Genomic DNA, 14,292 nt, shown 5'->3' with positions numbered 1-14,292 from the left:
ACTTTGGTATCAGTGTTGCAACTCTGGACTGTGCCGAAAGTGGAGGTATATGCTCCGCTTCAGGACACATTCCGTCCGGCCTTGGGAGGGGCTTAAAATGTGGAATCAAGTGTATGACCCAACGGGCAGCGCTGTTCTGTCCACCATTCTCGCGGCAATTCCCGTTCTCATTCTCTTGGGCCTGATCGCCACCAATGTCGTCAAGGCTCATATCGCAGCGATCATCGCTCTGGTGATCGCCAATCTCATTGCCATTTTCATCTTTACCATGCCGGTCGGCATGTCGCTGAGCGCAAGTTTGTTGGGCGCGGTCACCGGCTTCTTTCCGATCGGATGGATCGTCCTCAACGTCATCTTTCTCTACCGTCTGACGGTGGAGAAAGGCCAATTCGAAAAGCTGCAGCAGACGATCGGCAGCGTGACGAATGACCGCCGCATCCAGCTTCTGTTGATCGCCTTTGCCTTTGGCGCCTTTTTCGAAGGCGCATCCGGCTTCGGCACGCCTGTGGCGGTCACCGGCGCGATCCTCATCGGCCTCGGCTTCTCGCCGCTTGCTGCCTCCGGCCTGTCATTGATCGCCAATACCGCGCCGGTCGCATACGGCGCACTCGGCACGCCGATCCAGGGCCTGTCTCAGGTTACCGGCATCGATCCCTATCTGCTCGGCGCCATGGTCGGGCGGCAATTGCCGTTCTTCTCCGTCCTCGTGCCCTTCTGGCTGATCTGGGTTTTTGCCGGCCGCAAGGGCATGATGCAGATCTGGCCGGCGATCCTGGTGACCGGCGCATCCTTTGCACTCGCCCAGTTCTTCATCTCCAACTACATCAACCCGTGGATCGTCGATATCGGCGCGTCGCTTCTGTCCATGGCCTGCCTCATCGGTTTCCTGCAGGTCTGGCAGCCGAAGGAGGTCTGGACCTCGCCAAAACTGCGTGGCCACGATATTTCCGACGATGGCACATTGAAGGCGCCGAAGCCGGTCGTGCGGCCGTCGCCCAAGGAAATCCGGTCGGCGCTGACACCGTGGATCATCGTCTGCATCGTGCTGCTGATCTGGGGCACGGGCCTGTTCAAGTCGGCGGTCAATTCCTGGGCGGTCTGGAACTATCCCGTACCGGGCCTCGACAAGATGATCGCCAAGATGCCGCCGGTCGCGCCCGGCCCGACACCGGAAGCCGCAACATTCTCCTTCACGTGGCTTTCCTATACCGGAACCGGCATGTTGATCGCGGCGGTCCTCTCAGGTTTCGCCATGGGATTTACCCCCGGACAAATGCTGAAAACCTACGGCCGGACGATCAAGCTCTGCGCCTATTCGCTGATCACCATTGCGGCCATGCTGGCGCTCGGCACGCTCACGCGCCTGTCGGGCATCGATTCCACGCTTGGCTTGGCCTTCGCGGCAACCGGCGTTTTCTACCCGTTCTTCGGCACGCTGCTCGGCTGGCTCGGCGTGGCATTGACGGGGTCTGATACGGCCTCCAACATCCTCTTCGGCAACCTGCAGAAGGTGACATCGGAGCAATTGGGTCTCTCGCCGATCCTGATGGGCGCGGCAAACTCGTCCGGCGGCGTCATGGGCAAGATGATCGACGCACAGTCGATCGTTGTCGCCTCCACCGCCACCGGCTGGTTCGGGCACGAGGGCAGCATCCTGCGCTTCGTCTTCTGGCACTCGATCGCGCTTGCCTGCCTTGTCGGGGTTCTCGTGACCTTGCAGGCCTATGTCTGGCCCTTCACCGCCATGGTCGTGGTACAGCCCTGAATGGAACGGGGCGCTGTCCACACGGACGGCGCCCGTTCAAATCTTGCGGCTATTGCCGATGATCTGTCGCATATATTCCATCATCAACTCGCGCTCGAATGTCCGGAAGCCGGAAAACAGCGCGCTGTCGGCTTCTGCTGCAGCTTCGACTGCGCGTTCCTCCAGCGCGCGTCCAAGCGCCGTCAGGTTGATGATCTGGGCGCGCCGGTCGTTGGGATGCGGCGTGCGGCCAATCAGCCCGTCGCGTTCCATGCGGGCAAGCGTATTGGCAAGCGTCGCCTGTTCCACTTCCAGCCTGTCGAGCAGCTGCTTCTGCGTCAGACCGTCTTCCTGCCAGAGTTCCAGAAGCACGGGGAACTGGCCGGGCGAAAAGCCGAGCCTCGCCGCCCGCTTCTGCAGGGAGCGTGAAAAGAGCCGGGCGAGTTGTCCAGCGAGATAGGTGGCAGACTGCGAGCGATCAAAACCCATATTTCCGTCATCCCTCCCGCGCCACCGGCGCTGCCGGCGGACGATAACTGATATCAGGCGATGCTTATTGGAAGAGTGGGGCAGAGGCTTCCGATTGGCAAGACAGTGCAGCTGTCATGGCGCAGAAAAGGACCGTAAAAAACGCCACGGCTGGGAGGGGGTACAGCCGTGGCGTTCCGATAGGAGGACAAAGACCCGGAGAGGGGGATAGGCCTTTGTCCGGTCTGGTGAGGCGGGGGACAAGCCATGTTCCAGACTGCGGCGTGATCAATCGCCGGTACGCTTGAAATGAGGGGCGGATTGCGGCTTTTCAAGGGAAGGCGGGATTACAATTCCGTAAGGTTGGGCGCGTATCCGGGGCGCGGTCGCCGACAAGTTTTCATGGACGCCGCGCATGCGTCACGCTATTCCATGCCGATGAAAAAAGGCGATCACCTCTTCCTAGTCGACGGCTCCGGCTTCATCTTCCGCGCGTTCCATGCGCTGCCGCCCTTGACCCGCAAAACCGATGGCCTGCCGGTCGGCGCCGTGTCGGGCTTCTGCAACATGCTATGGAAGCTGCTGACCGATGCGCGCGATACGTCCGTTGGCGTGACGCCCACCCATTTCGCCGTCATCTTCGACTACTCGTCAAAGACCTTCCGCAAGGATCTCTACGACGCCTACAAGGCCAACCGCTCCGCCCCGCCGGAAGAGCTGGTGCCGCAGTTCGGCCTGATCCGCCAGGCGACCCGTGCCTTCAACCTGCCCTGCATCGAGACGGAGGGTTTCGAGGCAGACGACATCATCGCCACCTACGCCCGCAAGGCGGAAGCCGCCGGCGCCGATGTCACGATCGTGTCGTCCGACAAGGACCTGATGCAGCTCGTGACGCCCATGGTCCACATGTATGACAGCATGAAGGACAAGCAGATCGGCATTCCCGAAGTCATCGAGAAATGGGGCGTTGCGCCGGAAAAGATGATCGATCTGCAGGCGCTGGTGGGCGACTCGGTGGATAACGTGCCGGGCATTCCCGGCATCGGCCCCAAGACCGCCGCCCAGCTGCTGGAAGAATTCGGCGACCTGGAAACGCTTCTGGCGCGCGCCGGCGAGATCAAGCAGGTCAAGCGTCGCGAAAACATCGTCGCCAACGCCGATCTGGCCAGGATCTCCCGCCAGCTCGTGGAACTTCGCACCGACGTGCCGCTGGATCTTGATCTCGACGCCCTGTTCCTCGAGCCGCAGGATGGCCCGAAGCTGGTCGCCTTCCTCAAGGCCATGGAATTCGGCACGCTGACACGGCGCGTGGCGGCGGCCTGCGATTGCGATGCCAATGCTATAGAGCCGGCAATGATCGAGGTCGAATGGGGTGCCGAAGCCCGCGGCCCGGATCTCGATGCCGGAACGGCCGGTGAAGCTGGCGGCGAAACGGTGGCAGCCGCTGCGAATAAGACAGCGCCGAAAAGTGCGGATGGGGATACGCCATCCGCCTTTGCCGAAGCCCGTATTGCCGCTTTCTCCAGTGCCGGGATCGACACCACGAAATACGTGACGATCCGCGATGCCGCGGTCCTCGACGAATGGATCGCCGCGGCCCGCGAGACAGGCCTCGTCGGCTTCGACACCGAAACGAATTCGCTCGATCCGATGCAGGCGGAACTGGTCGGCTTCTCACTGGCGATTGCGGAAAACAGCAAAGATCCGTCCGGTCTGGATATCCGCGCCGCCTATGTGCCGCTCACCCACAAGACCGGCGTCGGCGATCTTCTCGGCGGCGGCATGGCGGAAAACCAGATCCCGACCCGCGATGCGCTGGACCGGCTGAAGCCGCTGCTCGAAGACCCGTCGGTGCTCAAGGTCGCGCAGAACCTCAAATTCGACTACCTCGTCATGAAGCGTCACGGCATTGCCATCAAGGCCTATGACGACACGATGCTGATGTCCTACGTTCTGGAAGCCGGAAAGTCCGGCGGCCACGGCATGGACGCCCTGTCGGAGCGCTGGCTGAACCATAAGCCGATCGCATTCAAGGATGTGGCCGGTTCGGGCAAGAGCGGCGTCAGCTTCGATTTCGTCGATATCGAGCGGGCATCCACCTACGCTGCCGAAGATGCCGACGTCACGCTGCGGTTATGGATGGTGCTGAAACCGCAGCTGGCGGCAATCGGTCTGACCCGCATCTATGAGCGCCTGGAACGCCCGATGGTCGAGGTTCTGGCACGCATGGAAGAGCGCGGCATATCCATCGACCGGCAGATCCTCTCGCGCCTTTCCGGGGAACTGGCGCAGAAGGCAGCCGCCTTCGAGGATGAGATCTACGAACTTGCCGGCGAAAAATTCACCATCGGCTCGCCGAAACAGCTCGGCGATATCCTGTTCGGCAAGATGGGGCTGCCGGGCGGCTCCAAGACCAAGACCGGCCAGTGGTCCACATCTGCGCAGGTTCTCGAAGACCTCGCGGCCGAAGGTGCTGAACTGCCGCGCAAGATCGTCGACTGGCGCCAGCTCACCAAGCTGAAGTCCACCTATACGGACGCCCTGCCTGGCTATGTCCATCCGGAAACCAAGCGGGTGCACACATCCTATTCGCTGGCATCGACCACGACGGGTCGCCTGTCCTCGTCCGAACCGAACCTGCAGAACATACCGGTCCGCAATGCCGAGGGTCGCAAGATCAGGACGGCCTTCATCGCCGCCCCCGGTCACAAGCTCCTGTCGGCCGACTACAGCCAGATCGAGCTGCGCGTGCTGGCGCACGTGGCCGATATCCCGCAGCTTCGTCAGGCCTTCGAGGATGGTATCGACATCCACGCGATGACGGCATCCGAAATGTTCGGTGTGCCTGTAGAAGGCATGCCGAGCGAGATCCGTCGCCGCGCCAAGGCGATCAACTTCGGCATCATCTACGGCATCTCGGCCTTCGGTCTTGCCAACCAGCTGTCGATCGAGCGCTCGGAAGCGAGCGATTACATCAAGAAGTATTTCGAGCGTTTTCCCGGCATCCGCGATTACATGGACTCCACCAAGGCATTCGCCCGCGAACATGGCTATGTGGAAACGATCTTCGGCCGCCGCGCGCATTACCCGGAAATCAAGTCATCCAACCCGTCCATGCGCGCCTTCAACGAGCGCGCGGCGATCAACGCGCCGATCCAGGGCTCGGCCGCCGACATCATCCGCCGCGCCATGGTGAAGATGGAGCCGGCTTTGGCGGAAGCAGGGCTTGGCGATCGCGTTCGTATGCTGCTGCAGGTGCACGACGAACTCATCTTCGAGGTCGAAGACGCTGATGTCGACAAGGCCATGCCGATCATCGTCTCGACCATGGAACAGGCGTCCATGCCGGCGATTTCCATGAAGGTTCCGCTCAAGGTGGATGCCCGCGCGGCATCCAACTGGGACGAGGCGCACTGAGGCTTTCAGGTCAGGCCGTACCCTCTTCAGGGTAGAGCGAGAGCAGTGCGGTGGAGAGAAGTTCGCCGGCATAGGCATCGGCGTTTTTCTGGCTCGCCTCGGTGAGGCCCACCTCGCGACACCTCTGGCGAACCGTGTCCTGTATCAAACTGACGATACCGCGCGCCTGATCGCCATCGCCGCCCTCGTTCGTATCGAGCGCCAAGGCCAGCGATGTCATGGCGACGATTTCAAGCACGACCATGCGCGCCTCGATGTCTGAATGCGCCATGCCGCCGGGGTCAGCCCCGTCATTCGTCCGTGTTCCGATCACCGCCCCAACTCCATTAGCTATGCCGAATAAGCAAGTAGGGGAGACAGAACAACTGTAAAGCGGCCAAGTATTATTTTTCTAGCTTGCTCAAATCTTGGGCAATCAAAGTTGATATCGCGTTAACCAAAGCGTTTCCGGCCGTTTCGACTTCGCCACTATTATCGATCGTGGTGACCCGATAATCGCCCCGGACATCCGGTGTGCCGCGGGCAAGGCGTTTGAGGATATCCTCGCGGCTTTCGCGCCCGCGCGCTTCCAGCCTTGCGGCCAGCACATCGGGCCTTGCGGTCACGTTGATCACGATCAGCGACGGGTAGGCCTGGCGGAAAAGCTGCAGGGCCGAGCGCGATCCGTTGGCGATGACGATCGCGCCGGCGGCAACCGCATCGCGCGTTTCGGCGGGTATTCCGTAGCACAATCCATGAGCCTGCCATGACACCGCAAACCGGCCGGCGCTGTCCATGGTCTCGAATTCCGCTTCACAGACGCCGTCATGGTCCTCGCCTCCGGCGGAGGAATCGCGGGTAATGACGCGGCGGGCAAAGATCACCTCCCGGCAATCCGTGAAATGCCGGGCGGCATAGGCCATCAGCGTATCCTTGCCGGCACCGCTCGGACCGACAACCACGACCATCCAGCCGGCGGGGATTTCTCTTCGTCGGTCGGCGCTATTGTCCATCACGCCACCCGACGTCCTTGCCGCCAGACGGCGCGCGAGACCGGCACGCCCGCCTCGCGGTGCACCCGAACGAGGTCGGCACGCAGATCCACGGCGATGCGGCCACGATCGTCAAGGCCCGCCGTGCGTGCCGGTGTCGATGTCACCATGGCGATTGCCTTCGGCAGTGTGATGCCGTCGACCTCGTCGGCCAGTATGAAGGGAGCATAGAGAAGGCTGAGCGGAACGTAATCGGAAGAGAGAACGTCGAGCACATTCCTGGCGGCCAGATCGCGGGCGGCGATATTGCCGGAATGCGACTTGCCGCGCACCACGTTCGGGGCCCCCATCAACACGCTCATGCCGGCCTTGTGCGAAGCGGCGGCGGCCTCGAAACTGGTCGGGAATTCCGCCAGCTTGACGCCGTTCTCGATCGCCTCGTCGACATGCGCCAGCGTCGCGTCGTCATGGCTTGCGACGGTGATGCCGAAGGCAGCGCAGTGCCTTGCGATGGCGATCCGGTGCGGCGTCGAATTGCGCTGCGATTCCTCGATCCGCTTGTCGATGAACACCTTGAAAGCTTCGTCCGAAAGGCCACGCTTCTTCTGGTAGTAGAAGATGTACTGGTCCATGGTCTGGAACTGGCGCTGGCCGGGCGCATGGTCCATCAGCGAAACGAGCCGTACGTGGCTGTCGTTCTCGAAATCGGCGAAGTGTTGCAGCACGTTATCGGCGGAAACTTCGCAGCGCAGATGGATGAGGTGCTCCGAACGCAGGCGCCCCTCCCGCTCGGCGGCCTGAATGGCGTCGGCCATTTCGCGCATCTCGCCATGCTCGAAGCCGCCGTCTTCGTCCGAACCCATGCGCAGGCAGTCGAACACGGTGGTGATCCCGGAAGAGGCGATCTGGGCGTCATGCGCCTGGATCGCCGCCGTCGCATTCCAGCGCACGCCGGGACGCGGCGAATAATGCTGCTCCAGATGGTCGGTGTGAAGTTCGACGAGGCCGGGTATCAGGTAGTCGCCTTCGAAATCCTCGCCGGCATGGACATTGCCCTCGGAAATGTCGGTAATCTTGCCATCGCGGATCTGCACGGAACCGCAGTTCACGCTGTCCTCCAGCACGATACGGGCATTGGTGAATACGGTCTCGGTCATGGGGCGGTCTTTCTGGTGGCAGGGGCCGGCTTAAGGGGCAGCCAGCGAAGGGCGGTGAATGGGGCGCCGCGTTCAGGCTCGACGAAGATCGACAGCCCGTCGATGGAAAGCGGCTTGTTGGTGAAATCGGCAAATCGTTCGTCGAGCGCCGCGCGCATCGCCGACGCCTGGTCGGGTGGCACCTGGCCGGTCAGCGTCATATGAAAGCGGAACTCGTCCATGACGTGGGGATAGCCCCAGCGGATCAGGTTGTCGCGATGCGCAGGCGACAGCGTATCTGGCTTGCGTCGGGCGATATCGGCTTCGGACAGTGGCGCGCGAAACGGCTCGAACTCTTCGACGATCTCCGCCGCAAAGGCCTGCAGATCCGGATAAACCGCATCCGGCACCAGCGCAAAAAAGCGACCAAGCTGGCCGATGACGATGTTCGGGATATCGAAGGCTGGCGTCTTCGCCGCGAAGCGCTCGGAGGCGTTCAGGAGCTCGGCCTCGCTTTTGCCTTCGGCCAGTTCGAACGGAGCCTTCAGCGTCGCGTGGAAGGCGTAGCGGCGTGGATCGGCAGTCAGCGTATGGACGTCTTCAGTGTTGAGACCGGAGACATCCGGCGTCGGAAAGGTCTCGCCCGAAAAGGCGTCGCGGCCCAGCCAGCGGGATGCCGTCTTCGTCAGCGGGTGGGCCGCAGCGGGGGAAAAATAGAGGGCGTAACGCAAGGCAAGGGTCCGGAAACATGGAAGGGGATGGCGACGGAAGACTATCCGTCCGCCGCGTCCGAAGACAGGCCCTGCGCGTAAAAGATTTCCATGACAGAATGATGATGGGACCCGAGTTTTAGTGGCTCGGGCCGCCGATCAGTCGTGAGCGGATCGCATTCGACATCGCATCGAAGGCGAAGACGACGAGGAGGATGAGGAGCACCATATAGGCGACCTTGTCCCAGTCGGCATTGGTACCCATAGCTTCCAGAAGCTTGAGGCCGATGCCGCCGGCGCCGACGGCGCCGATAACGGTCGCCGAGCGGGTGTTGGATTCCCAGAAATACAAGGACTGGGAGATGAACACCGGCAGGACCTGCGGCACGACGCCGAAGCGATTGACGGTGACAGAATTGGCACCGACCGATTTCACCCCTTCGCGCTGCTTGTCGTCGACATTCTCCAGCGCTTCCGCATAGACCTTGCCGAGTGCGCCGGTGTCGGTGAAGAAGATCGCCGCGATGCCGGGGATCGGTCCGGGGCCGAAGGAGCGAGTGAAGAACAGTGCCCAGATCAGCATGTCGATCGAGCGCAGGAAGTCGAAGGACCGCTTCATCAGCCAGTTGGCGGCGCGGTTGCGAGTGATGTTGCGCGCGGCGATGAAGGCGAAGGGAAAGGCGAGAAGCGTGCCGAACAGCGTGCCGACGAAAGCCATGACCAGCGTCTGCGCCAGCTTGGAGAAGATGTCGGCATGTTGCCAGACGGTGTTCTCCAGGAAATCGCCCCACATGTGCGTGATATTGGTGCGGGCCGGATCGAGACGCTCGCCGACCGTGGCCAGACTGATCAGCTCGCCCCAGCTCTTGCCCCAGAATTCCGAGCGCGTGTCGAACAGGAAGTTAGCCCAGCCGAGAAAACGACGTTGGACATAGACCTGGCTTGTGCGGATCTCGGCCTGGCCTTCGAAGCCGTAATGGACGATGACCTTGTTGCCGTCCTGGACGATTGCCGCAGGCGCACCGGCCGGAGCCGTCGCCGCATCCTGCGTGATCGTAACAGGGTAAGCGGTGCCGTTCAGATAGACATCGACCTGGCTTGGCGTCACGTCGAGGCGGGCGGCGTCGCTGCCGTAGGTGACGGAATAGCCGCCATTCTGGGTCGGCTGCAGCCAGAAGATCTCCGCACCTTCGGCATACTGGCCACGGTTCGACCACTGAACGCGAACGCTGCCGTCATCCTCGTAGCGCAGGCGCGGCTGGGCGCGCCAGGAATACCAGTCCTGCACATAGATCGAGGCGCGATCCCACTGGCCCTGCATGAAGGCCGGACCGACATTGAAGGCGAAAAAGCATATCGCCAGATAGAGGAAGACGGTGCCGGAGCCGATCAGCAGTCCATAGCGCTGCAGGAAGGAACGATGGAAGACCTGTGGGTACTGTTCGCGAAGACGCTCGCGGTCTGCCGCATTGATGCTGGGAACCGAAGTGGTCATCAGGCTGCTCCCCTGCCGAATTCGAAGGACTGGTCGCCGATCAGGCGGCGGCGAAGCCAGGCGGAAAACTGATCGATGGCGACGATGCTGATCAGAAGAAGGATGATGATCGCATAGGTCTTGGCGGCATGATCACGGCCGATCGCCAGACGGAAGACCTCGCCGATGCCGCCGCCGCCGACCGCACCGATGATGGTCGAGGCACGCACATTGATTTCGGCGCGCAGCAGTGTGTAGGAGACGAAATTCGGCAGGACCTGGGGAACGATGGCGAAGCGCACCCGCTCGACCCAGCTTGCGCCGGCGGCCCGCAGGCCCTCGTCCGGCTTCATGTCGGAATTCTCCACCACTTCGAAGAACAGCTTTCCGAGCGCGCCGATCGTATGGACGGTAATCGCGATGATCGCCGCGATCGGTCCGATCGACAGGATTGCTGTCAGAAGCCCGGCAATGACGATTTCCGGAAAGGCGCGCATGATTTCCATGATGCGGCGCACGACGAAACGGGTGGCACTGGCGCCGACCAGATTGGTCGAGGCGAAGAAGCAGAGAACGAAGGCGATGGCAGCGCCGATGATCGTCGAGACCAGCGCGATGTTGATGGTGATGACAAGCTGGTAGAGGAAATGCGGAATGTAGAGCGTCTCGGTAATATAGACGCGATCGGAGGTATAATTGTATTTCAGCGAGCCGTCCGCATAGGGCGAGGGCAGGTCGAACATCGCCCGGAAGATTTCCATCGGGCTGTCCGGCACGAAATTCTTGATGAAATCGAAGAGATAGGGCAGGCGTTCGAAGAATTTCCCGGAATTCGCGTCATTGGCGAAGTTCAGCGAAGCGCCGAGCACGAACAGGAAAACGACGATCGCGATCGCGGTATATACCCGTCGCGTACGCAATTGCTGTCGATAGTGCTGCATCACCATGGATGCCGCAGGACCAAGCCCACCACCCGGTACACGATTGTTATGTTCGCTGATGGTCGCCATGATCCGTGCTCTCGGTTGTAGAAACGGCGGCGCCTTTCGACGCCGCCGCCAGAGAAATGTGAGGAAGCTCAGCCGCCGATGACGGACTTGCGAGCGTCGACGATCGTCTGGTAGAACGACTTGTCGACCTTGATGTATTCCTTGTTGTCGCCGCCGGTATAGGACTTGAAGCAGGCTTCGTCGGTCTTCGGCAGAGCGAGGAAGTAGGCTTCCACCTTCTCGCGGATGTCAGCCGGCAGGGCGTTGTTGACCATCAGCGGGCCGTTCGGGATCAGCGGCGACTTCCAGACTTCGACGATATCGTCGCTGTCGAGGTTACCCTTGTTGATCATCTGGTGCAGGTTGCCGCTGGAATAACCGTCTTCCCAGGAGCCGACGCCCGAACCGAAGGTCGTGCCGACGTCGAACTTCTTGTCAAGAACGGCGAGAACGAGGTTCTCGTGACCGCCGCCGAAGCCGGTTTCGGAGAAGTATTCCTTCACCGGAGCGCCGATTTCCTTCGGCAGGGCGACGTTCGGAACGAGGTAGCCGGAAGTGCTATCCGGATCGGCGAAGCCGATCTTCTTGCCCTTGGCGTCTGCGAGCGTCTTGATGCCCGAATCCTTGCGGGCAACCATGATGGAATAGTAGCCGGAAGAACCGTCGGCTTGCGTGTAGGTCAGGATCGGGTCGACAGCGCCTTCCTTCTGCAGTTCGATGGCGGCGTAGGAGGAAGCACCCATCGAAGCGATGTCGATCGTGCCGCCGAGCAGGCCCTGGATGACGCCGTTATAGTCCGGCGACGGGAAGATCTGGACGTCGGCAACGCCGGTCGCAGCCTTGAGGCCCGGAACGACACACTGCGTGTTGCGGATCATGTCGGCTTCGTTCTCCGAGCCGTCGAGACCGATGCGCAGGACCTTGACGTCCTGGGCCATTGCGGAGCCTGCAACGACGCTCATGGCGACGGCAGCAAGAAGGGTTTTCTTCAGCATGGTGATCTCCTGTTTCCGGATCATCCGGAGTTGGGTCATGAATGATGTGCCCTTGACGCGGGCTGTCGATCTGGGTGCGGGTATCAGGCGCCGGCGCTTGCCAGCGTGCCGATCCCGGCCGATTTCTTGCCCGCAGCCACCTGGGCGGCGGGAATGTTGATGCTGGTAGAAGTCATCGTCTCGTCGATGCCCGCACCATCCCGGTCGGAACCGTAGATTTCCTGCACGGCCGCGGCAGTAAGCTGCGAAGGCGTGCCGTCGAAGACGACACTGCCATGCGCCATGCCTATAATGCGCTCGCAGTAGCTGCGGGCAGTATCGAGTGTGTGCAGGTTGGTAATCACGGTGATGCCTTCGCGCTCGTTGATGTCGCGCAGCGCGTCCATCACGATCTTGGCGTTGAGCGGGTCGAGCGAAGCGATCGGCTCGTCGGCGAGCAGCATCTTTGGCGCCTGCATGAGGGCGCGGGCGATCGCCACGCGCTGCTGCTGGCCGCCGGACAGCGTGCCGGCACGTTGCAGTGCCGTCTGCTCGATGCCGAGGCGCTCGAGTGCGGCAATTGCGGCAAGGCGCTCGTCGTCGGAAAAGATGTTGAGCAGGCTGAGGACCGTAGAGCGATGATTCAGCCGGCCGAGCATGACATTGGTCAGAACGTCGAGACGCGGCACGAGATTGAACTGCTGGAAAATCATCGCACAGTCGCGCTGCCAGTTGCGCAGGCTGGCACCCCTGAGTGCAGAAACCTCGGTATCACCGAAATGCATGGAGCCGGAGCTCGGCTCCTGCAGGCGGTTGATCATGCGCAACAGCGTCGACTTGCCGGCACCGGAACGACCGATGACGCCGACCATTTGCCCCTGCGGAATCTCGACATTCACGTCATTGACCGCAACGCGGTCGCCAAAACGTCGTGTAATATTCCGCAGTTCAAACGTCATATCAAAAAAACCCGTCCAATCCCCTGGTGGGCAACCGATTAGACGTGGTTGATGAAGGCTGAATGTCGGTTTGATGTCCGTTTTGTTACAACCGATGCGCTTCCATAACGCTTTCGTTACAACGCATGGCGCGAGAGGAATTCCTCTGCCGAAAGCGAGCGGAAATCATCGAGGGCCGTGCGCAGCTTGGCGTGATCCCAATCCCACCAAGCAAGCCGGTTCATTGCCTCGCCGATTTCGCGGGTGAAACGCTCGCGAATAAGCTTCGCCGGAACCCCGCCGACGATCGTGTAGGGTGCCACATCCTTCGACACGACCGCACCTGCGCCGATCACCGCGCCGTTGCCGACATTGACACCGGGAAGCAGCGTCGCGCCGTGGCCGATCCATACGTCATGGCCGATCGTGATGCGGTGTTCGCGACGCCAGTCGAAGAAATCCTGCTCCATGTCGGCGTCATCCCAGTAATAGGCGGCGCGATAGGTAAAATGGTGCAGCGTGGCGCGCTGCATCGGGTGGTTGGTCGCGTTGATCCGCACCGCGGCGGCGATATTGACGAACTTGCCGACCGTTGCGCACCAGATCGAGCCGTCACGCTCGATATAGGAGTAGTCGCCGAACTCGACTTCATCCAGCCGGCAGCGCTCGGCCACTTCCGTGTAGCGTCCGAGCGTCGAGGCCGTGACGCTTGCCGTTTCGTGGATACTCGGCTCCCGGGTCAGTTTCTTGCTCATGCTGCAATGGCCTTTCGGGGAGAAAACGCGCTGACATCGAGAATGCGGTCTGCCACCGCCTCGCGCACTTCCTCGTCATGGAAGATGCCGAGCATGGCGACGCCGGCCTCCTTCTTGGCCGCGATCATCTCGACTACGACGCGCCGGTTGGTGGCATCGAGCGAGGCAGTCGGCTCGTCGAGCAGCAGGATGCGGTGGCTGGTGATGAAGCCGCGGGCAATATTGACGCGCTGCTGCTCACCACCGGAGAAAGTGGCGGGTGGAAGCGACCAGAGTTCGCGCGGCAGGTTGAGTTTTGCCAGCAGTTCCGCCGCATTGTCTTTTGCCACGGCAGCTTCGATACCGCGGGCGACCAGCGGTTCGGCGACGACATCGATCGCAGCGACGCGCGGCACGGTACGCAGGAACTGGCTGACATAGCCCATCGTGTGGCGGCGCACATCGATGACGGTGCGCGGATCGGTGCTGGCGATGTCGACGATCCGGTCCTGATGATCGACAAGAATTTGGCCGGCATCGACGGCATAGTTGCCGTAGAGCATTTTCAGGATCGAGCTCTTGCCGATACCCGACGGGCCGCCGAGCACGACGCATTCGCCGGCGGCGACCGAGAAATTCACATCGTTGACGACCGGCAGCTTGATGCCGTCGCGCAGATGCATGGTGAAGCTTTTGGAGACTTCCGAGACGACGAGGGGAGTGGCCATCGATATTAC

13 protein-coding genes are annotated in these 14,292 nt (G+C 61.5%); 2 read left to right on the top strand and 11 right to left on the bottom strand.

Annotation, left to right across the window (positions count from 1 at the left end):
* Positions 1-97 precede the first annotated feature (97 nt).
* Positions 98-1,765: an L-lactate permease gene (locus AC0JZ4_RS04835; protein ID WP_471885297.1), complete on the top strand. Its 1,668-nt coding sequence runs from the start codon at positions 98-100 to the stop codon at positions 1,763-1,765.
* Between the two features lie 36 nt (positions 1,766-1,801).
* On the opposite strand, the gene AC0JZ4_RS04830 is transcribed toward AC0JZ4_RS04835, so the two are convergent.
* Positions 1,802-2,233: a MarR family winged helix-turn-helix transcriptional regulator gene (locus AC0JZ4_RS04830; protein WP_471885296.1), complete on the bottom strand. Its 432-nt coding sequence runs from the start codon at positions 2,231-2,233 to the stop codon at positions 1,802-1,804.
* A 381-nt stretch (positions 2,234-2,614) separates the two neighbouring features.
* Between AC0JZ4_RS04830 and polA the strand changes: the two genes are divergently transcribed.
* Positions 2,615-5,629, top strand: coding sequence for a DNA polymerase I (gene polA / locus AC0JZ4_RS04825; protein ID WP_471885295.1), 3,015 nt, complete (start codon positions 2,615-2,617; stop codon positions 5,627-5,629).
* A gap of 10 nt (positions 5,630-5,639) precedes the next feature.
* Here polA and AC0JZ4_RS04820 read toward each other — a convergent pair whose 3' ends face one another.
* From AC0JZ4_RS04820 to phnL, 10 genes are all read right to left on the bottom strand, one after another.
* Entirely contained in the window at positions 5,640-5,942 is a 303-nt protein-coding gene (locus tag AC0JZ4_RS04820; RefSeq protein WP_471885294.1) for a hypothetical protein, read from the bottom strand.
* Between the two features lie 70 nt (positions 5,943-6,012).
* On the bottom strand, positions 6,013-6,621 hold the full coding sequence (gene phnN / locus AC0JZ4_RS04815; RefSeq protein WP_471887793.1) for a phosphonate metabolism protein/1,5-bisphosphokinase (PRPP-forming) PhnN: 609 nt from the start codon (positions 6,619-6,621) through the stop codon (positions 6,013-6,015).
* Complete coding sequence (locus AC0JZ4_RS04810; protein WP_471885293.1) at positions 6,621-7,757, bottom strand: alpha-D-ribose 1-methylphosphonate 5-triphosphate diphosphatase; 1,137 nt, start codon at positions 7,755-7,757, stop codon at positions 6,621-6,623. Before AC0JZ4_RS04810 ends, phnN begins: the two co-directional genes overlap by 1 nt.
* Entirely contained in the window at positions 7,754-8,467 is a 714-nt protein-coding gene (locus AC0JZ4_RS04805; RefSeq protein WP_471885292.1) for a DUF1045 domain-containing protein, read from the bottom strand. The genes AC0JZ4_RS04810 and AC0JZ4_RS04805 overlap by 4 nt, the downstream gene beginning before the upstream one ends.
* A gap of 118 nt (positions 8,468-8,585) precedes the next feature.
* A complete protein-coding gene (gene phnE, locus AC0JZ4_RS04800; RefSeq protein ID WP_471885291.1) occupies positions 8,586-9,941 on the bottom strand; it encodes a phosphonate ABC transporter, permease protein PhnE in 1,356 nt (451 codons plus the stop codon).
* Complete coding sequence (gene phnE / locus AC0JZ4_RS04795) at positions 9,941-10,867, bottom strand: phosphonate ABC transporter, permease protein PhnE (protein WP_471887792.1); 927 nt, start codon at positions 10,865-10,867, stop codon at positions 9,941-9,943. The genes phnE (AC0JZ4_RS04800) and phnE (AC0JZ4_RS04795) overlap by 1 nt, the downstream gene beginning before the upstream one ends.
* 131 nt (positions 10,868-10,998) lie before the next feature.
* A complete protein-coding gene (gene phnD, locus AC0JZ4_RS04790) occupies positions 10,999-11,904 on the bottom strand; it encodes a phosphonate ABC transporter substrate-binding protein (RefSeq protein ID WP_471885290.1) in 906 nt (301 codons plus the stop codon).
* Positions 11,905-11,987: 83 nt separating this feature from the next.
* Positions 11,988-12,842, bottom strand: a complete 855-nt coding sequence (gene phnC / locus AC0JZ4_RS04785) for a phosphonate ABC transporter ATP-binding protein (protein WP_471885289.1) — start codon at positions 12,840-12,842, stop codon at positions 11,988-11,990.
* Positions 12,843-12,958: 116 nt separating this feature from the next.
* Positions 12,959-13,576, bottom strand: coding sequence for a DapH/DapD/GlmU-related protein (locus AC0JZ4_RS04780; protein WP_471885288.1), 618 nt, complete (start codon positions 13,574-13,576; stop codon positions 12,959-12,961).
* Positions 13,573-14,283, bottom strand: a complete 711-nt coding sequence (gene phnL, locus AC0JZ4_RS04775; RefSeq protein ID WP_471885287.1) for a phosphonate C-P lyase system protein PhnL — start codon at positions 14,281-14,283, stop codon at positions 13,573-13,575. Before phnL ends, AC0JZ4_RS04780 begins: the two co-directional genes overlap by 4 nt.
* Positions 14,284-14,292 lie beyond the last annotated feature (9 nt).

It is taken from the genome of [Rhizobium] kunmingense (assembly GCF_977018605.1).
The sequence above is the reverse complement of the archived record's forward strand: the minus strand, read 5'-3'. Positions and strand labels throughout refer to the sequence as shown.